Source organism: Vibrio echinoideorum (assembly GCF_024347455.1).
Classification (GTDB): domain Bacteria; phylum Pseudomonadota; class Gammaproteobacteria; order Enterobacterales; family Vibrionaceae; genus Vibrio; species Vibrio echinoideorum.
Genome location: NZ_AP025484.1, coordinates 1,804,696 through 1,822,749, shown reverse-complemented (window position 1 = coordinate 1,822,749; position 18,054 = coordinate 1,804,696). Strand labels below are relative to the sequence as shown.

Annotated in this window: 17 protein-coding genes; 13 read left to right on the top strand and 4 right to left on the bottom strand. The window is 42.6% G+C overall.

Annotated elements, in window-relative coordinates:
• The first annotated feature begins 2 nt into the window (after positions 1-2).
• The 8 genes from choV (at position 3) to OCV36_RS24040 (ending at position 9,564) form a co-directional block, all read left to right on the top strand.
• The gene (gene choV, locus OCV36_RS24075) at positions 3-1,253 is read left to right on the top strand and encodes a choline ABC transporter ATP-binding protein (protein WP_135454175.1); all 1,251 of its coding nucleotides are present in this window, start codon (positions 3-5) and stop codon (positions 1,251-1,253) included.
• Positions 1,254-1,614: 361 nt separating this feature from the next.
• Positions 1,615-2,097, top strand: coding sequence for a MarR family winged helix-turn-helix transcriptional regulator (locus OCV36_RS24070; protein WP_017075687.1), 483 nt, complete (start codon positions 1,615-1,617; stop codon positions 2,095-2,097).
• Between the two features lie 273 nt (positions 2,098-2,370).
• Positions 2,371-3,786 (top strand): coniferyl aldehyde dehydrogenase, encoded by a 1,416-nt coding sequence (locus OCV36_RS24065; protein ID WP_135454177.1) that lies wholly within the window; start codon positions 2,371-2,373, stop codon positions 3,784-3,786.
• A gap of 68 nt (positions 3,787-3,854) precedes the next feature.
• On the top strand, positions 3,855-4,298 hold the full coding sequence (locus tag OCV36_RS24060) for a hypothetical protein (protein WP_017075689.1): 444 nt from the start codon (positions 3,855-3,857) through the stop codon (positions 4,296-4,298).
• Between the two features lie 224 nt (positions 4,299-4,522).
• Positions 4,523-5,704: an iron-containing alcohol dehydrogenase gene (locus OCV36_RS24055; protein WP_135454179.1), complete on the top strand. Its 1,182-nt coding sequence runs from the start codon at positions 4,523-4,525 to the stop codon at positions 5,702-5,704.
• 218 nt (positions 5,705-5,922) lie between these two features.
• Entirely contained in the window at positions 5,923-6,339 is a 417-nt protein-coding gene (locus tag OCV36_RS24050; RefSeq protein ID WP_135454181.1) for a tetratricopeptide repeat protein, read from the top strand.
• Between the two features lie 45 nt (positions 6,340-6,384).
• A complete protein-coding gene (locus OCV36_RS24045; protein WP_135454183.1) occupies positions 6,385-8,130 on the top strand; it encodes an arylsulfatase in 1,746 nt (581 codons plus the stop codon).
• A 174-nt stretch (positions 8,131-8,304) separates the two neighbouring features.
• Complete coding sequence (locus OCV36_RS24040; RefSeq protein ID WP_135454185.1) at positions 8,305-9,564, top strand: anaerobic sulfatase maturase; 1,260 nt, start codon at positions 8,305-8,307, stop codon at positions 9,562-9,564.
• Positions 9,565-9,752: 188 nt separating this feature from the next.
• Here the strand turns inward: OCV36_RS24040 and OCV36_RS24035 are convergent, their stop codons facing one another.
• Positions 9,753-10,322 carry a TetR/AcrR family transcriptional regulator gene (locus OCV36_RS24035; protein ID WP_017075694.1) on the bottom strand — a complete coding sequence of 190 codons (570 nt, stop codon included), beginning with the start codon at positions 10,320-10,322 and terminating at the stop codon, positions 9,753-9,755.
• A 319-nt stretch (positions 10,323-10,641) separates the two neighbouring features.
• On the opposite strand from OCV36_RS24035, the gene OCV36_RS24030 reads away from it, so the two are divergent.
• Positions 10,642-11,298 carry a Qnr family pentapeptide repeat protein gene (locus OCV36_RS24030; protein ID WP_017075695.1) on the top strand — a complete coding sequence of 219 codons (657 nt, stop codon included), beginning with the start codon at positions 10,642-10,644 and terminating at the stop codon, positions 11,296-11,298.
• A gap of 173 nt (positions 11,299-11,471) precedes the next feature.
• Here the strand turns inward: OCV36_RS24030 and OCV36_RS24025 are convergent, their stop codons facing one another.
• The gene (locus OCV36_RS24025; protein WP_029225137.1) at positions 11,472-11,687 is read right to left on the bottom strand and encodes a hypothetical protein; all 216 of its coding nucleotides are present in this window, start codon (positions 11,685-11,687) and stop codon (positions 11,472-11,474) included.
• 447 nt (positions 11,688-12,134) lie between these two features.
• Between OCV36_RS24025 and OCV36_RS24020 the strand changes: the two genes are divergently transcribed.
• Positions 12,135-12,395, top strand: coding sequence for a DUF5062 family protein (locus tag OCV36_RS24020; protein WP_076679323.1), 261 nt, complete (start codon positions 12,135-12,137; stop codon positions 12,393-12,395).
• Between the two features lie 140 nt (positions 12,396-12,535).
• Here OCV36_RS24020 and melB read toward each other — a convergent pair whose 3' ends face one another.
• Both melB and melA read right to left on the bottom strand, forming a co-directional pair.
• Positions 12,536-13,972 carry a melibiose:sodium transporter MelB gene (melB, locus tag OCV36_RS24015; protein WP_135454187.1) on the bottom strand — a complete coding sequence of 479 codons (1,437 nt, stop codon included), beginning with the start codon at positions 13,970-13,972 and terminating at the stop codon, positions 12,536-12,538.
• Between the two features lie 70 nt (positions 13,973-14,042).
• Entirely contained in the window at positions 14,043-15,395 is a 1,353-nt protein-coding gene (gene melA, locus OCV36_RS24010; protein WP_135454189.1) for an alpha-glucosidase/alpha-galactosidase, read from the bottom strand.
• A 327-nt stretch (positions 15,396-15,722) separates the two neighbouring features.
• Here melA and melR point away from each other — a divergent pair, with 327 nt between their 5' ends.
• The 3 genes from melR (at position 15,723) to OCV36_RS23995 (ending at position 17,975) form a co-directional block, all read left to right on the top strand.
• Positions 15,723-16,727, top strand: coding sequence for a transcriptional regulator MelR (melR, locus tag OCV36_RS24005; protein WP_135454191.1), 1,005 nt, complete (start codon positions 15,723-15,725; stop codon positions 16,725-16,727).
• Between the two features lie 528 nt (positions 16,728-17,255).
• On the top strand, positions 17,256-17,411 hold the full coding sequence (locus OCV36_RS24000) for a DUF5993 family protein (RefSeq protein ID WP_165689598.1): 156 nt from the start codon (positions 17,256-17,258) through the stop codon (positions 17,409-17,411).
• A gap of 9 nt (positions 17,412-17,420) precedes the next feature.
• Positions 17,421-17,975, top strand: a complete 555-nt coding sequence (locus OCV36_RS23995; RefSeq protein ID WP_135454193.1) for a disulfide bond formation protein B — start codon at positions 17,421-17,423, stop codon at positions 17,973-17,975.
• Positions 17,976-18,054: the final 79 nt, after the last annotated feature.

Here is an 18,054-nt window from a genome sequence, read left to right as displayed (position 1 = left end):
CTATGTCTCTAGTAAATAAAGCGATGTCTCAAGAAAACAAAGCTGCATCTCAAGAACAGACAGCAATGGACGCGATTACCATTAAAAACCTCGATGTTGTGTTTGGTAATAAATCGAAACAAGCGCTTGAGCTACTCGACCAAGGTAAAACTCGCCAAGAGATCATCGATGAAACAGGTCAAGTTGTTGGTGTGGATAATGTGTCGCTGACGGTTAAAGAGGGCGAGATATGTGTATTGATGGGTTTATCGGGATCGGGTAAATCTTCACTGCTTCGCGCTGTAAACGGTTTGAATGAAATTAGCCGAGGTTCTTTAGCAATCAAAGATGGCGACAAGTTGGTGGATTTAGGCGAACAATGTGATGAAGCGACCCTGCGTCATCTTCGTACTCACCGCGTATCAATGGTTTTCCAAAAATTTGCTTTGATGCCATGGCTTAACGTATTAGACAACGTGGCATTTGGTCTTGAAATGCAAGGCGTAGCCAAAGACGTTCGTCGTGAAAAGGCGCGTGAACAGTTAGAGATGGTGGGTTTAGCTGAATGGGAAACCAAATATCCCCACGAGCTTTCTGGCGGTATGCAGCAACGTGTTGGTTTGGCGCGTGCATTTGCGATGGATACAGATATCCTCTTGATGGATGAACCTTTCTCTGCACTTGACCCTTTGATCCGCGCACAGCTTCAAGATGAATTGCTTACATTACAAAGTAAACTCAATAAAACGATTCTGTTTGTGAGTCACGATCTTGATGAAGCGCTGAAAATTGGTAATAACATCGCAATCATGGAGTCAGGTAAACTGATTCAACACGGTAAGCCAGAAGACATCGTATTAACGCCAAAAACGGAATACGTGAAGGACTTTGTTGCTCATACCAACCCATTGAATGTACTTAAAGGTCGTTCACTCATGCAGCCTCTTGATTCACTGACACAAGATAACGAGAGCTGGAAGATCTGTGAGTCAAAAGATTTATGGATAGAACAGAGTGAAGGTATATTATCTGTAAAAGGTGAACCCACGTTGGCTCTTGTTGAGTGGAACGAAACTGACGATTTAACCGCAATCAGCGCATCGAGTGTTGTGGTGACAAGCCCAGAGATCGGTATGCGTGATGCGATTAAGCTAAAGCAGATCAGTAATCATCCGATTTTACTTGTCGAAGACAATCAATTGGTTGGGATCTTGGATAACAGTGAGTTTTATAATGCGCTCACAGGCAATTTCCAACTTAATAATGCCGCTTAATCATTTGAGCTAAAATATAAATTGTCGAAACATTAAATAGGTAGTGGGGTTCAGTCGTTCTCTCTACCTATTTGACTACTCTGCCTTTTCTTTGTTCACGACTTCTGGCTTTTTGTTACCTTGTTAGCCGATATAAGCCCCAAAATCGGTACTCATTGAGCAAAAGTGTTGGCCTGCGCAAATTCAGATGCATAGAAAAGATTGAGAATAGTATGAACATCAGTACAATGCGGAAAAATTAATGAAGTAATTTATCAATTTACAGTGTAATTCGAGCGCACCTGACTCAATCTTTCAGGACATTTCATTGCTTAGACACTGTAAAGCCACTCACAATATAATTAGTACAAAGGTCTGCATCTTGGACAAACATGACGAAATCCTGGTCGCTATTCGCCAAATTATTCGCGCTATCGATTTACACTCGAAAAAGCTGAGTAAAGAGTATGGTTTGACTGGCCCTCAATTAATCTTAATGAGAGCAATCCAAGAGATGGGTAATGTGACGATCAAAGAGTTGTCTAATCAAACTAATGTGAGCCAAGCAACCACCACGACAATCATTGATCGCTTGGAATTGAACGGTTATGTACAACGAGTGCGCAGTGAGTCAGATCGACGTAAAGTGCACGCAAACTTGACTGAAAAGGGTCAAGAGTTGTTAAGTAATGCGCCACCACCGCTACAAGATAACTTCGTTAAAAAATTCCAAAACCTTGAGACATGGGAGCAAAGTTTACTGCTTTCTTCAATGCAACGTGTGTCGGCAATGATGAACGCAGAAGACATCGACGCCGCTCCCGTTCTTCAGCTTGAAGGTATTGCCAACGTAGCTAAAAGCTAAGTGTATTTCTATTTAATCATTTAAAATTAATGATTTAAATTGATTTTAATGGTCGCTTTGAGCGGCCATTTTTGATCTCATCATTCAAATTCTCTAGCTCTACGACTTCTTATTTACGCTCTTCTATTTTTAATCTTCCGGATTTCCCCCCTAATTTTTTACGCTTCATTTTGTTGTGTCCCAAAATACATTGACGATTCTCTGACAATAAAGATGTAGACCGACCGGTCTGCTTTGTATTATTGTGTGCTCATCTTAACCACGAGGTGATGTATGAAATACGAATTGACGCCAACACAAATGACCATGACGTTGAATAACATGCAGGGAGCTTTTGCACAGAGCCCAATGCCAGCGATATCGGTGAGAATTGAGCAGCTGCTTGCACTTAAATCTACGCTTATCGATTACACAGATCGTTTGTGTGCGGCGGTCAGTGAGGACTATGGCCACCGAAGCCGTCAAGACACGTTGATGGCCGACATACTTCCTTGCTTGGGAAATATCGATCACAGCATTGAGTGTCTGCCTCACTGGTCGACATCTTCAATTCGTCATTCCGGCCCTTTGCTTTCAACCTCTCGTGTTGAAGTGGTTTATCAACCCAAAGGTGTCGTCGGGATCATTGCCCCGTGGAATTTTCCGATTATGTTGTCAGTCGGCCCGCTTATTTCGGCATTGGCGGCAGGAAATCGCGCCATGATCAAGATGAGTGAATTCACACCTGCGACAAACCAAGTGTTAAGAGAGTTGTTAGCGGAAGTCTTCCAATCCGATGAGGTGTGTTTGGTCGAAGGCGAGGTTGAAGTAGCAGCTGCATTCTCTGCGTTGCCGTTTGATCACCTTTTGTTTACGGGTTCAACCCAAGTGGGTCGCCAAGTGATGAAGTCAGCCGCTGATACGCTTACTCCCGTCACTCTAGAACTTGGTGGAAAGTCTCCGGTTATCGTAGCGGAAGATATGCCGATAGATATCGCGGTTGAGCGAATTATTTATGGTAAGAGCCTAAACAACGGGCAGGTGTGTGTTGCTCCTGATTACGTGCTTTTACCTGAAGGGAAAGTTGAATCTTTCATTCTAGAGTATAAAAAACAATACCAATTGCTGTTCGATGAAGGGGTCTATTCTGAGAATTTGACGTCCCTAATCAATCCTCGTCAATGCGACCGCATAGTGGGTTTGTTGAATGAAGAACAACAAGCTGGAACTCGAACCGTGGCCTGCCATGACGACGCGATGGACTTAGATTGCCAACGACTGGTGACACATCTGATTGTTGAACCAAGCCTGTCATCTAAGGTGATGAACGAAGAGATTTTCGGCCCACTATTACCCTTGATTACGTATCGCAATATCGAAGAGGCGTTCCAAGTCATCAATAGTAAACCAAGGCCTTTAGCGCTCTATCTGATGAGCTTTGATTTGAGTTTACAGACTCAAGTTAAGCACCAAGTTCACTCCGGTGGAATGTGCATCAATGACTGTGTTTTCCATCTGGCGGTTGATGATGCCCCGTTTGGTGGTATCGGGGAATCTGGGCAGGGTAATTACCACGGTAAAGAAGGTTTCCTCACTTTCTCCCATGCAAAAACAGTCTTGGAAACGGGTTTAGAGCATCGAGTGAAACATCTGTTTTCAAAAGAAGACAACGAATTAAAGGCGGCAGTGATGGGCATGCTCCGCAAGTAAATCATTTTTGCCATTACCCTATCTATTTTGAAACGTTATTTTTAGAAATTATTTTGAGAGGTTGTTTTATGTTAGAACGTTTTTTTGAACGAACGATGAAAGCGTATTTGATGGTTACGGGGTTTTTAACCGCAACCGCTTTCTCTACTTTTCTTGCGCCTGATTGGAGCATGCAGACCCTATTCTCGTACAACGAAGCCATGATGGTGAACAAAGAGTACCTTATGGGAACTTACCAGCACTGGGGCGTTATGGTTGGCTGTATTGGCATCCTACTCATGTTCTCGGCCAAATATAAGTCGCTGCGTACATCGACCATGATTTACAGTGCATTTGAGAAGTCGATGTTTGTTGGCATCTTCTTATACAATGTGTGTATCAACGATTATGAGTGGTTCTATGGTTGGAGCGGTGTGTTTGCGCTCGATGGATTTGTAACTGTCTACTCGTTAGTTTACCTGTACTACTACCTCACCAGAGACAAAAGCAAGGTTCCAGCTCACCTTCGTTAACCGCTAAAAATCAGTTGATCGCTCACAGTCAGTTAACTTAAATTTAAATATTATCAATATCTTAACCATTTTAAAGCCCGCACTTGCGGGCTTTTTTGTTTTTCATTGAAACAAGAAAATGATCAATGGGGATATTAATTGACATATCTTTGACATCAATAGTCTAGACCGACCGGTTTGTATTGGTTATTGTTTAGTCATCAAATATAAATGAGGTAAACACCATGACAACCAATAATTTTAACTTTCAACTTAAAACCATTGTTCATGCTCAAGAGAACGGTTCTGAGAACATACCTTCACTATTTGCTCGCTTGGGCGCCAAGCGAGTCGTTATGTTTTCAGACAAAGGTTTGGAGTCTTTAGGTTACGTTGAAAAGTTCTCTGCATTGTTTACTGGGCAACAGGCAACTCAATTGGTTGGTGTTTATACCGATATTGCCCCGGATGCTACTTGTGAGAATATTAACTCTGCGATTCGGTTTGCTAAAAGTGTCGACGCTGATGCCATTCTGTCTGTGGGCGGGGGAAGCGTGATTGATGCCTCGAAAGGTGTGAAATATGCTTTCCATAAGCAGATTGATGATATTCGTACGGTGATTGCAGGCGGTGGTCATATGGATGTATGGCCAAACAATGAAGATATCCAAGTACCCCACATTGCTGTTCCGACAACGGCTGGCACGGGCGCAGAAGCGTCTCCTATCGCTGTTTTTTACAATGAACATGAAAACATTAAGGCAAGCCTAGTTGCGTCTGGATTGGAAGCTGATATCGCGATTCTTGATCCAACCGTTACCACTAAACTACCGGCTCACCTGACTCGTTCTACTGCCATGGATGCGCTAACACATGCTGTTGAGGCGATTGTGTCACCGATGAGTAATGCCTTTACTGATGCGTATGGTATTCAAGCTGCCAAGTTGATTGTTGAGAATTTACCCGTGGCACTTAAAGAGCCTGAAAACCTGACGGCGAGAGGCAATTTGCTTCAAGCGAGTACTATGGCGATTTCGGCTTTTTATTCTTCTTTAGGCGGCATTCCTATCCATAACTGTGCTCACGCATTTGGCGCAATTAGTCATATTCCACATGGTGACGCCAACACAGTATTGATGCCTGTTGTAATAGAAGCGCTACCTGAATTTTATATGCCTAACGCAGGTAAATTAGCTCAAGCATTCTCGGTCGATACATCGGGAAGTGATGAAATGGTTTACCAACGAGTTCTGAATTTTTTACGTAACTTCCAAGACAGTGTCGGTGCTATGCAGCGTTTTAATGATTGGAGCTTTGATGCGGAAGCGAAGTTAAACATTGCACAGGCGATTGAAAAGGATATCTGTTTCCAATTTTACCCAATGTCTAAACAAGTGATTGAACACATCATCGAGCAAGCCGTTTAACCACTTCCTTCCGCCACCGTGACGTCGCAAAGCTGTGTTATCAGGCCTTCGTCACTGGTGTAGCAGAGTATTGAATTAACCAACGAGCTATCAAAAGGTTACTTATGAAAATTGAAAATGTGTTGCTTTCGAGCCTATTTATCATCGCGCCATTCTTACTTTTTACCTAACTCATTCAACAGGGACGTTGTGACTTTTATTCTCCTAGGAGGACAAAAATGTTCAATAAACGTTTAACTATCGCAGCACTGCTTGGTGTTTTAGTTTCTTTATTTTGGGCAACACAAAGCCTAGGAGAGCAAGCCAATGCATCTGAATCGGGAGAGTATCTCGATGTTGTTCAATTGTTGGGTGAAGCCGGCAACGGTAACTCAGATGCTCAGCTTTCTATCGCTTACCACTATCTAAGTGGTGAGCATATTGAACAAAGTGATGAAAAAGCTGCTCAATGGTTTGAAACGGCAGCCAACAGCGGTAGACCTGAAGCTCAAACGCAACTTGGCTTGATGTACTTTTCTGGGAATGGAGTTCAAATCAGCCAAGCTGAGGCCGTCATGTGGATTGGTAAGGCGGCAGCTCAAGACTACGATCCCGCGCTCGACTTATTACATTGGATGTCTCAAGCCGCGCACTAATTCAAATCCTAACGAAAGTTAATCACAATAATTGGAGAACGTCTTATGCAGACATTTAAGAAATCTTTAGTGTTTACAGCTATTGCAGCGGCAAGCGGTTCTGTCATCGCGGCTGACGCTGAAAAACCTAATATCGTTATCATCGTGGGTGATGATGTCGGCTTTGCTGATACACAGCCTTATGGATCTGAAGTGGACACGCCAAATTTGATGGCGTTGGCTGAAGAAGGGGTTAAATTTACCAACTTCCATGCTTCTCCCACATCGTCAGTCACTCGTTCCATGATGTTAACGGGTGCTAATAGCCACGAGGTTGGACTTGGAACGTTTGATTATGCGGTTTATCCGGATGCGATAGGCAAACCAGGTTACGAAGGCTATCTTACGAAAAAGGGTGTAACGGTTGCGACGTTACTTAAAGACAACGGGTACAACACCTATCTTTCAGGTAAGTGGCACTTAGGGCATGACGATGGATTTTTGCCGGATGACCGCGGTTTTACTCAAAGTTATGGGATTTTAGCTGGAGGGTCGAATCACTTTAATCGAGACATGATGTTCCCTGCCAAAAACGCAGCAACCGCTGAAGCGATTCAAAAAGGTGAGATTCCAGGAGTCGAAGTAGAACCGCTTTATCGCAACGGTGAAGCCGTCATGGATAAATACAAAGGTGAATACTCTGACCAAGTTTACGCCAATGAAATTATCAAAATGATCGACAGCCAAAAAGATGATGGCAAACCGTTTTTTGCTTACCTGCCATTCACGGGAATTCACTTGCCACTTCAAGCACCAGAAGCGTCTTATCAAGACAAAGTCGACTACTACGCAGAACATGGTTGGGATTCGATTCGAGAAGACCGCTTTGAGCGCATGAAAGATATGGGCGTGATCCCTAAAGATGCCGACATTTCTGATCGTAATTCCCTAAGCCGCCCTTGGGATTCATTATCTGAAAAAGAACAGAAATGGTATGGTAAGAAAATGGCTGTCGCGATGGGCATGATGGAAATGCAAGACCAACAAATTGGTCAGGTGGTCGATTACTTAAAAGCGATTGGTGAATACGATAATACGTACATTGTGTACCTAGCTGATAATGGTCCAGAAGCGGCTGATGTTACCGGTGAAAACATCAGTGATCTGATTCGTACTTGGACTGAACATCACTTTGATAATTCAACTGAAAATATTGGTAAAGCGAACTCAAGTGTGTCGTTAGGTCCTGAGTGGGCAAGTGCTTCTACGGGGGGATTGTCTTGGTATAAAGCGTATACGGCAGAAGGTGGTATCCGTGTTCCGTTAATTGTTAAGCCTGCAAAACCAGTATTGGAAGGTAAGAAAGCGCTAGAGCCGGGAACACAAACTGACGACTTATCTCAAGTGAAAGACATCGCTGCAACGATTTTAGATATCGCTGGCGTTAAGCATCCAGGTAAAGAGTACCAAGGTCGTGAAGTTGCCCCTATGAGTGGAGTCAGCCTATTGCCTTATTTCAAAGGAGAATCTGACACGATCCACACAGCAGACAATGCCATTCCATTTGAGTTGTTTGGGAGCGGTATTCTATTGAAGGGTGACTACAAGATTATTCGTATTTCAAAAGGCATGGGTGGCGACAGTGAATGGCATATGTACAACACCAAAAAAGACCCTGCGGAACAGAACGATCTTCGTGAACAAATGCCTCAACAGTTCAACGAGATGTTGAGCGAATACAAGGCGTACGCGAAGGAGCAAAATATCGTTCCTGTCGATGAACGTTGGAACCCGTTTGAGAATGTGAAATAAGGGTAATTCACTACCCCAACCAACCAAATAAGCAGCAAAGTTAAATTGAGTTTGTTTGGTTGGTGAACATAAATACAAACAGAGATAGGAAGCCCGTTGCGGGGTTCCTTCTTTGTAAAAGGATTTACGAATCGAGCTTATTTCTACAAAGACTTTTACATCGAGGCACTCTTCATGACGACATTATCGCTATCAAATCTGAGTTCAGTTCCGCAGTTCAATGGCAAGGCGCACAGCAAGCTTCAAGCGTTAGCAAAGCCGATTGGAGCGGTGTGTAACATCAGTTGTACCTACTGTTACTATTTAGAAAAACAACAACTACTTGAATACCCAAAAGGTTCTCAATATACGATGGATGAAGCGCTTCTAGAGCGTTATATCAAACAATACATTGAAGGGCAGAATACGCCTGAAATCATATTTTCTTGGCATGGTGGAGAACCTACCTTATTAGGTGTCGATTATTTCCAAAAGGTTGTTGAGTTACAGAAGAAATATTGTCCTAGCTACAGCAAGATCAGCAATGACCTTCAAACCAATGGCACTTTGTTGAATGATGCTTGGTGTAAATTCTTCAAAAAGAATGACTTTATCATTGGTGTGAGCATTGATGGCCCAGAGCACCTACATAATCACTACCGAACCAACCGTGCAGGCAAAGGGACTTTCTCACAAACAATGCGAGGCATTCGTTTCTTACAAAAACACAATGTGAATTTTGCCACTCTAACGTGTGTCAACGATGTGACAAGTCAGCATCCTTTAGAGGTCTATCGTTTTCTACGTGATGAAGTAGGTTCAAAGCAACTGCAGTTCATCCCTGTCGTGGATAAGCGTGCTGCTCATACTAACAACAAATGGCTAACCAACCAGAAGGCGATCATTCCTGTTTCAGGCGATCTAGAGCCGTGGAGTGTTGAATCAGCACAATGGGGAGAGTTTCTCTCTACGATTTTTGATGAATGGTACCAACATGATTTTGGTCAGGTGCTCGTGCCTTATTTTGAAAACTTCTTTGGTGTGTGGATGGGGAAAGAAAGCACGATGTGCACATTGAGTGAGATTTGCGGGAAAGGGCTCGCGGTTGAACCGAATGGTGATGTCTATTCATGTGACCATTATGTTTTTCCTGAATTTCAGTTGGGTAACATTCAGGAGCAAGAACTCTCCACCTTAGCTTTCTCATCAGCGCAGCAGAGTTTTGGGTTTGCCAAACAAAAATCGCTGCCAAAACAATGTCAAACTTGTGAGTTCAAATTTGCCTGCCATGGCGAGTGCCCTAAGAACCGTATTATCAAAAGCCGTGATGGTGAAGCCGGATTGAATTACCTTTGTGAAGGGTGGTTACGTTTTTTTAAGCATGTTGATCCGTTGATTAATACACTACTAGAAGCGAACGAAATGCCTTCACGTTTGAGTCGGAAAAGCGATTAAGCGATTAACCTATAGATCTATTAATCTATGATTCAGTTAACCAACTGATATTAAATTTAATTAAAGTGTTGATAAGTATTAACTTATTTCGTTTGTTATCGATCGCATACAGAATGTAAAAAGGCTCGCTATTATGCGAGCCTTTTTGCTTTTGTAACATCGTTAATCTGTTTTATAGGCCGAAAGCTTTATTGCATAGATAGCAGCGTTTCTTCCATTGCACTGTCTAAAACTGTGCGATTACGTTGCATTGCAGCCATTAAAGTAGAGCCTAACCATAGGCCATAGAGCGTTCTAGAGAGAGTCTCTGGCTCCGCAATATTGAAATCACCGGCTTCGTTTCCTTCTTTAAACAGCTCAGCCAGACGTAAGATTATTTTCTCAGCACCCTCTGACATCGTTATTTGCAGTTGATTTGACGATCCAGAGACTTCGCCCGCCAGTTTTACGACAAGGCATTGAATGCTGAAGTCTTCGGTTAGTTTAGAAGCGCACCAAAAATCAAAATATGCTCTTACGCGGTCACGACGAGACAGAGTTTCATCACTCAGAAAGTCATCAAGCTTAACTAGGTGCTCATCAAAGTAGTCGGCTAGAAGAATCTCACCAAAGTGTTCTTTAGATTTGAAGTAATGGTAGAAAGAACCTTTCGTTCCTTCTGCTTGGTTGATGATCTTCATTAGACCAACGCCTGCAAAACCATGTTCGTTTATGAGGCTAAACCCGGCATCGAGCATAGCTTGTCGCATGTCTTTCATCGTTCTTACTCTTTGTGCTGAGAATGAGGATTAGTGTAGCGAGCTACATACCAACCGTCCAGTCTAGTTTGATTTATCCAACGTTAGAAATGTTCTTATGTTTGAATTTTTAGTAACTCTCTCAGTGCTCGCCTAAGAGATAAAACTATTTTTCAAATAAACACTGCGATCATTTGGAAATGACACCCTCTATGGCCTCCTTTAGTGCCTTAAAATGGGCAAATTGAGGTATTTTAAGTCGCTGTTTTTGTTGGGTTTTAATTTGATGTTTTCTGGAGATCACAATGATAGTCTTACCTTAATTTCTTTAGGGGGCTAAATGGATACTAATAACAGCACTTACCATCAACACAGTTTTGCTCAGCAAGACTTATCTGATATGACGTTTACGGCATGCACCTTTATCCGATGTGATTTTAGGCGTTCGAATTTGCGCGATGCGACTTTTATTAATTGTAAGTTTATTGAGCAAGGTGATATCGAAGGTTGCCACTTCGATATTGCTGATTTACGAGAAGCAAGCTTTCAAAATTGTCAGATGGCGATGGCTAACTTTAGTAATGCAAATTGTTATGGCATTGAGCTGCGTGATTGCGATTTAAAGGGAGCGAATTTCACTCGCACTAATTTTGCCAATCAGGTGAGCAATAGAATGTATTTCTGTTCGGCCTATATCACGGGCTGTAACCTGTCTTACGCAAACTTTGAGCAGGCTTGCTTGGAAAAGTGCGAGTTGTTTGAGAACCGTTGGGTAGGTACTTACCTTGGCGGCGCATCACTGAAAGAATCCGATCTTAGTCGAGGTGTATTCTCGGAAGATGTATGGGGGCAATTCAGTATGCAAGGGGCGAATTTATGCCATGCTGAATTAGAAGGGTTAGATCCCCGAAAAGTCGATACTACAGGGGTTAAAATTGTTGCATGGCAACAAGAGCAGTTACTTGAAACTATGGGTATTGTTGTCATGCCGGATTGATAGAGTCCCCTTTTTCAATTCTGCACATGGTGCTGTCCGTACCACTCTGTTGTAATCAATCACAGTTCCTAAAAGAAAAGCCCAAAGCTAATCACTTTGGGCTTTTCCGTATTTGGCAACCAGCATTTTAGAATGAATTTTAAAAAGAGAATGCTAGGTGGGGTTAGGGCTAATTAGTGCATACCTGAACGCATTTTGTCGCTGAGCGCAAAGAAAACGAACAACAAAATACATACTACAGCGACACTCAGTGACACTAAGATCGTTGTAGCGTCTTTTGAAATCAATGGAATGACGATAGAAGCTAACGCTACCAGCATAACCGCGATATGAACGATTCGGCCTAGAATCGGGTTTTTATGACAGAATGAAGCCCAAAGGTAACGCATTTTTAACACCATTATAAATTTAGTGGGTTTATTCTATTTTCTTAATGAGTGTTTTGTAAATAAGTTTTCGTTACGGGTGACTGTAAATATGATCTGAGTCAGCTTCGTATAAAACTAGTTAAATAACAGTATCTTATTGATTTTTGATGAAATACTCATATCTAAGCTTGAATAATAATATTCCGTATTCTTTAGAGTGGTAAGTCAAATATTACTTGTTTTTTAGTTTCTTGGCTGAGGATCTCATTTATTGAGTGTTTTATTAAGATACCGTTTGCTTATTGTTATTCACCTAACGAATGTGAGCCAGACTATAATTGACTTCTAATCGGTGATTCGTTTTATGTTATTTATCAGAAAGAGTTTTCGATTTGAGATCGCGGTAATTTTGTCTTCTATTCTGTTTGATATACTCAATGCTTATTCGGTAAAGATGATGGAGATAAAATGTCGAAAACCGCTAAGATCATTAATGAAGATAAGCTGGTAAAAAAAGCAGTAGAGGTCGGTTTTAAAATGGCAAAATTGCAAGGTTTTGATTTGCCGCATTCATCTCAACCGATAAAGGTTAAATCGGTGTATTTGTTCCTTGTTGAAGTCAATCAGATCACGCCGTTACCCGAAAGCAAGCTTGATGGGGCGAACATAAAAAAGCGTCTAGCGCTATGGATACATAAAGCACTGCCTGATAACGACCCTCTAAAGTAAGCTCTACCCAAGCGGATATTTCTGAACTCGTTTATTTTTGGTTCATGATTCATTGGCATTTTAGAAGAGAAACCTAGCGATCACTCGCTAGGTTTTTTGTTTTTATAAACCATTGAACAGCGGTACTTTGTAAGTTCTCGTTATACCACTTGCGCAGGTTCCGTTGGTTTCGTTGATTTTGGAGTCTCATTCTTTCTTAAGGTGCCAAGTGTAATGTGGTCATACTTTTCAGTGAGGTGATCTTGAATCTGTTGGTGATACGCTCCGTTCAGTTTATAGAAGCGGAAGTAAATGATTAACGCGATAGCGAAAAAGAACGTTGGCAACCCCACCATGATGCATTGCATGCCAAATACGGTTTCTGGGCTTTGTTCTATGTTAGGCACATAGTCGACAGCAGTGAGCGAGATACCGATAAAGAAAGCGGCAAATGCAGACCCAGCCTTGACCACCAGTGTTTGTACTGAGTAAGCGATACTTTCACAACGAGATCCTAGTTTGAACTCGCCGTAATCAACAGTGTCCGCAACCATGATCACGTTGAGTACCCAGAATAAAGCGGTACCAATTTGTAGGAAGACACCTGCTGTAGAAATCAACAAAATGCTTTGTTTGTCATACATGCCGACATAAATGAGCACTGCACTGCCTAAAATAGGGAAGGTTGATGCGCAAGCCCATAAAACTCGACGTGAGAATATTTGTGCTAGTTTTGGGAACAACACTAAGGTGATGAGGTTAGCGATACCCGCATAAGCCATGTAGTACGGGAACAACTCTTCGTTGCCAACAACATAAGTGAAGTAGTAAACAGCAAAGGCGGTAATGATATTAGTGGCTAGGTTATATGACAGAGCCATGCACAGAACACTGGTCAGTTGGTCATTCTTGTAGATCAGTGAAAGAAGCTTTTTCAATGATATTTTTTCTTCAGGTTGCGTGGTGTCGAGATTCGCGGTTGAGTAGCGTTCTTTGACATTTCGCAATGTGATAAAGGTCGACACCAAGAAACAAGCGATCAGTAATAACGTAAATATCTGAAACCCAAACCCTTTGTCGTCACCACCTACATAGTTCACGAAGGGCATTGCAATGGCGGCGGTTATTATCCAAGCAAGGCTGGCAAAGAAGCGAGGGTACGGGACTAGCTCTTCACGTTCGCGTTTATCTAAAGTGAGCGTGGGAACCAGTGACCAAAATGGAATATCCATTAACGTGTAAGTCATGCCCCAAAGGATGTAGGTGATCGTGGCGTATACGATGAGCCATGGGCCTTCAATATAGTGAGCACTAAACACCATCAGTAAGACGACAGAGTTGGCGAGTGTGCCAATCAATATCCAAGGTTTGAATTTGCCCCAACGGGTACGCGTGTTGTTGACCAGCCAGCCCATGATTGGGTCATTGACCGCATCCCAGATACGCGCAACGAGGAAGATGGTACCGACGGTGGCGGCAGAGATACCAACCACATCCGTGTAGTAGTACATAAGGTACATATAGACGATGGTGATTGCGAAGTCTTTACCAAAGGCACCAAAGCCATAACTTAGTTTGGTATTCATAGAGATACTCATTGCCACTCCTTACGCCTCCTCGCTGAGAAGGCGTTAATATTCACGTTATTGTATTTTTATTAGTATGAAATTACTTGTTAACCCACTCTGGTAACCAACCTTCATGTGCCTCAATCAAGTCATCAACCAGCGCGTATATCTCTTCTATTCCAAGTACTGCAGCTGTATGAGGGTCGAGCATCGCAGCATGATAAATACGATCACGGTTTTCAGTGAGAATGGCTTCGGTTAATAGAGTTTGGACGTTGATATTGGTTTGCATCAATGCGGCTAAGTGGTTTGGTAGACGTCCAGCTTTGATTGGTTGCACACCATTAGCATCAACTAAACAGGCGACTTCAACACAGCAGCCTTGCGGTAAGTTGTCTATTAAAGCTTCGTTTTTAACGTTGCCATAGATGACGCTGGGTGTACCTGTCCAGATAGAATTCATTATGGTGCTGGCGTACTCATGAGACTCATCAACGGTAATTTTGTCAGCTGTTTTGAGTTCTTGAAGGTCTTTCTTCCAATCGGCAATTTGTTCGACGCAACGTTTAGGGTACTCATCAAGTGGCACTTTATAACGTTCGATTAAATCTGGACGGTTTGGCTTGATAAAATAGGGGGTGTATTCAGAAAAATGTTCAGAAGACTCTGTCACAAAGTAACCCAACTTTTTAAACATCTCATAGCGAACTAAATTGGTGCAGCGACCATTGTGATAAATACCCGGCTTAGGTGCTTTGCCACTCTCGAAGGCTTCAAGTAGGTCTGGATAAATATCGACGTACTCGCCACTTGCTGTTTTCTTCTCAAGTGTCAGGTAATAAGCCATATGGTTGATACCAGCGCAGGTATAGCGAAGGTCTGCGTAATCTATGTCTAGGTCTCGTGCTAGTTCTTCAGCAGTACCTTGTACTGAATGGCACAAACCGACTTGTTTAATGTGCGGATATTTCTCGTACATTGCCCATGTGTTCATCGCCATTGGGTTAACGTAGTTGAGCATGGTGGCATTCGGGCAAACCTCGGTCATATCTTCACAGACACTCCAAAGGTGTGGGACAGTGCGTAGTGAACGCATAATGCCGCCCGGACCTAGCGTGTCTGCGATCGTTTGTTCCAGACCATGGCGTTTACACACTTCAAAATCTGTGACTGTGCAGGGTTCATAACCGCCTATTTGGAAAGCAATGACGACAAAATCTGCACCTTGTAGCGCTTCTTTCTGATTTAAATGACACGAAATAGAGCCAGTAGCACCTGATGATTCCATCAATTTACTGACGACAAGATGAGACTCTTCTAATCGGGTCTCATCAATATCCATCAAGGCGACATGCGCGTTTTGTAGTGCTGAGCGGTGGAAAACGTCACCAAGAATGTTCTTAACAAAAATGGTTGATCCAGCACCGATGAATGTGATTTTAGGGCTTTGCATAGTGGAATCCTTTATCTCTCTGAGTTCTTTGTTGATGCAGATAAATTACACCTAGAACCCACGTCGATTCGTCTCAGATAATCAAATAGCTCTCCCGTTTTCTAATATTTCTAAATCATTGAATGGAAATCTTAGGAAATGGGATAACTTACTGGCTTTTGAGGAGAGGGGTTGTGCAATGAAGCGAGTTTTGCACTTAAGATGCTGACTCTAATCACATTGTGCTGATCTTATGAAATGGGGTGTTTCGGCACTATGATCGCCTTCAGAGTTTTATTATCGAGGAATTGCTAAAAGTCATTTATACGATTTCCTAAGGAACGAGATATGCCGCAATCAACCCCTGATACGGTGAGAATTATCACTTTAGACAAGTACTCATCCGAGACCGTATCGGTAAGCCCGCTTTCTCTTTATTCTTCCTATGAGAAAATCGATATCGAACTCAGGGCTCCTCACTCCATGCCCGGCTATCATTGGCATGGTCAAATTGAGGTGAACATTCCCTTTGGGGATGATGTTGAGTACATCATTAACGGCAGCCCTGTTGTGGTTAAAAGTGGGTCGATTGGATTGTTTTGGGCGTCGGTACCGCATCGACTTACGAATCCTAGTCAATGCCATAATATGGGGATCATCAATATACCGATTCACCACTTTATGTCGTGGGCTCTCAGTCGGGATTTAGTCAATCAGATAACTCACGGTAGTGTGCTGCAATCGAATTCTTGTTCGTTGATCAGTGAATTCGAAATCTCACGTTGGGCACAAGAGATAAAGCACTCGTCAGAAAGTCGCCAACAGTTGGCTATGGATGAAATTGGCTTGATGCTTAAGCGAATCTGCCTTGATGGTTGGCAGCAACTGCTCGTAAATCGACAGGACAAGTCGACCAAGAAAGGGGTATCGAAACACTCTCAATTCTATGTAAGCCAAATGCTGGAGTATATTGCCACTCATCATAACCAGCCATTAACCGTTAAAGATATTGCGGAACATATTGGACTACATAGTAACTATGCCATGAACGTTTTTCAGCGAACGATGCAAATGACCATTAAGCAGTACATTACTGCGATGCGTATTAATCATGCTCGCGCTTTGTTGAGTGATACGGATAGAACTATTCTCGATATCTCACTCACGGTGGGCTTCAATTCGAGCAGCCGATTTTATGAAACTTTTCAAACATACATTGGCGTCACGCCGACTCAATATAGAAAATTGGCTCGGGAAGATCATCGATGGAGCAGCCATGGAGCCAGTCCGCTATACGATCTTGAGAAAGGTGCGTGTGATGGTAAAAGGCCGTTAACAGTGACGGATAGTTAGGGGTAACTAAATCTTAAGCGAGTTGTTCGATGTTTGGATGAAAATCCTTAAGTAGCCTGTTCAAATTAGTTCATAGCCTTAAATCGACTTGTTGAAGTCGGAGTTAGTTGTGAAAGGAAGATGTTTTCATATGACAGGCCTCAGGTTAGTGACCATTTATTAGCTCTTGGGGTGGAGGGTGGGATGGCAGGAAAAGGGCCAAGGTTGAGTTAACAAAGTTAAAGGGCTATGGGTTAGTAAAGCAGAAATAAATCTTGGTAACCACCAAGCTTAACTGCTTCCACATGACCTCCAATGCTGTCATTTCTATCGACTGTCAGTTTTACAAACCATATCGTGAAGGTTGCATAGGCATCAATAGATAGTCTCTAACTTGACAGTTTAGGGGTTACTAACAACTATTAAGTTGATGATTTTAAATCCGTAATCCATAGATTTACCGAAGTTGCATGATTAAGGGCGTAGGTGTGGGTGTTTTTGTGATGTTCAATATGACTGAACTCGATAAATAAGGAGGGGATTCCCCTTATGATGTCTTTACTGTTTTTGTTATTACTTGTGGCGATGGTGTGCGGGTTTTTCGGCAAGAAGACCGCCGCGTATGGCTTTTTCGCTAGCTCAGTGATCTTGGGTTTGTATTGGTTTAACCACCATGCGACTGACCCACTCTCGATCTTATTGTAAGGAGCTAGCATGAATCGACATCAGTTAACTTTCCTGAATACGCTTGGTTTGCTGGGGATGACAGCCGTTTTGTTGATCGGCTTCATTCTTCAGTTTGTTCTCAATGAGCTTCCTTGTCCATTGTGTCTATTGCAACGGATTGGCTTTGTGATGGTCGCTTTTGGCTTCATGTTGAATGTGGTTTATGGGCCTCAATCTCGTCATTATGGCGTCATTCTGATTGGCGCTTTATATGGTGTGGCCACATCGCTAAGACAAGTCTCTTTGCACGTAATTCCCGGAACTCCTGGTTATGGCAGTCCTATTTTTGGGATGCATTATTACACTTGGGCTTTTGTGTTGTTCGCTGCAACTATATTGGGTGTTGCCGTGATCCTGATACTAACCAATAAAGTCGAGTCTCACGAACCCTACAAAATGAGTAGTTTTGGACGCATTGTGTGTCTATTGGCAATAGCGGTAGTGGCATTGAATGCTATTGCTACATTTGTCGAATGTGGTCCTTATCAGTGCCCAGATAACCCGGTGAGCTATTGGTTACTCAATCAAGGTGCTGGAGGATAATTTCTGGGTTTGAATAAAAAGAGCGAGAGGCTAACCTCTCGCTCTTTTTGTATACGTTGTATTCTCAAATCCCGCTAAC

What these genes read in the sequence shown, in the direction of transcription:
- choV (WP_135454175.1), top strand. Translation starts at nt 3, where the DNA reads ATGTCTCTAGTAAATAAAGCGATGTCTCAAGAAAACAAAGCTGCATCT.
- OCV36_RS24065 (WP_135454177.1), top strand. Translation starts at nt 2,371, where the DNA reads ATGAAATACGAATTGACGCCAACACAAATGACCATGACGTTGAATAAC.
- OCV36_RS24060 (WP_017075689.1), top strand. Translation starts at nt 3,855, where the DNA reads ATGTTAGAACGTTTTTTTGAACGAACGATGAAAGCGTATTTGATGGTT.
- OCV36_RS24055 (WP_135454179.1), top strand. Translation starts at nt 4,523, where the DNA reads ATGACAACCAATAATTTTAACTTTCAACTTAAAACCATTGTTCATGCT.
- OCV36_RS24050 (WP_135454181.1), top strand. Translation starts at nt 5,923, where the DNA reads ATGTTCAATAAACGTTTAACTATCGCAGCACTGCTTGGTGTTTTAGTT.
- OCV36_RS24045 (WP_135454183.1), top strand. Translation starts at nt 6,385, where the DNA reads ATGCAGACATTTAAGAAATCTTTAGTGTTTACAGCTATTGCAGCGGCA.
- OCV36_RS24040 (WP_135454185.1), top strand. Translation starts at nt 8,305, where the DNA reads ATGACGACATTATCGCTATCAAATCTGAGTTCAGTTCCGCAGTTCAAT.
- OCV36_RS24035 (WP_017075694.1), bottom strand. Translation starts at nt 10,322, where the DNA reads ATGAAAGACATGCGACAAGCTATGCTCGATGCCGGGTTTAGCCTCATA.
- OCV36_RS24030 (WP_017075695.1), top strand. Translation starts at nt 10,642, where the DNA reads ATGGATACTAATAACAGCACTTACCATCAACACAGTTTTGCTCAGCAA.
- OCV36_RS24025 (WP_029225137.1), bottom strand. Translation starts at nt 11,687, where the DNA reads ATGCGTTACCTTTGGGCTTCATTCTGTCATAAAAACCCGATTCTAGGC.
- OCV36_RS24020 (WP_076679323.1), top strand. Translation starts at nt 12,135, where the DNA reads ATGTCGAAAACCGCTAAGATCATTAATGAAGATAAGCTGGTAAAAAAA.
- melB (WP_135454187.1), bottom strand. Translation starts at nt 13,972, where the DNA reads ATGAGTATCTCTATGAATACCAAACTAAGTTATGGCTTTGGTGCCTTT.
- melA (WP_135454189.1), bottom strand. Translation starts at nt 15,395, where the DNA reads ATGCAAAGCCCTAAAATCACATTCATCGGTGCTGGATCAACCATTTTT.
- melR (WP_135454191.1), top strand. Translation starts at nt 15,723, where the DNA reads ATGCCGCAATCAACCCCTGATACGGTGAGAATTATCACTTTAGACAAG.
- OCV36_RS24000 (WP_165689598.1), top strand. Translation starts at nt 17,256, where the DNA reads ATGATGTCTTTACTGTTTTTGTTATTACTTGTGGCGATGGTGTGCGGG.
- OCV36_RS23995 (WP_135454193.1), top strand. Translation starts at nt 17,421, where the DNA reads ATGAATCGACATCAGTTAACTTTCCTGAATACGCTTGGTTTGCTGGGG.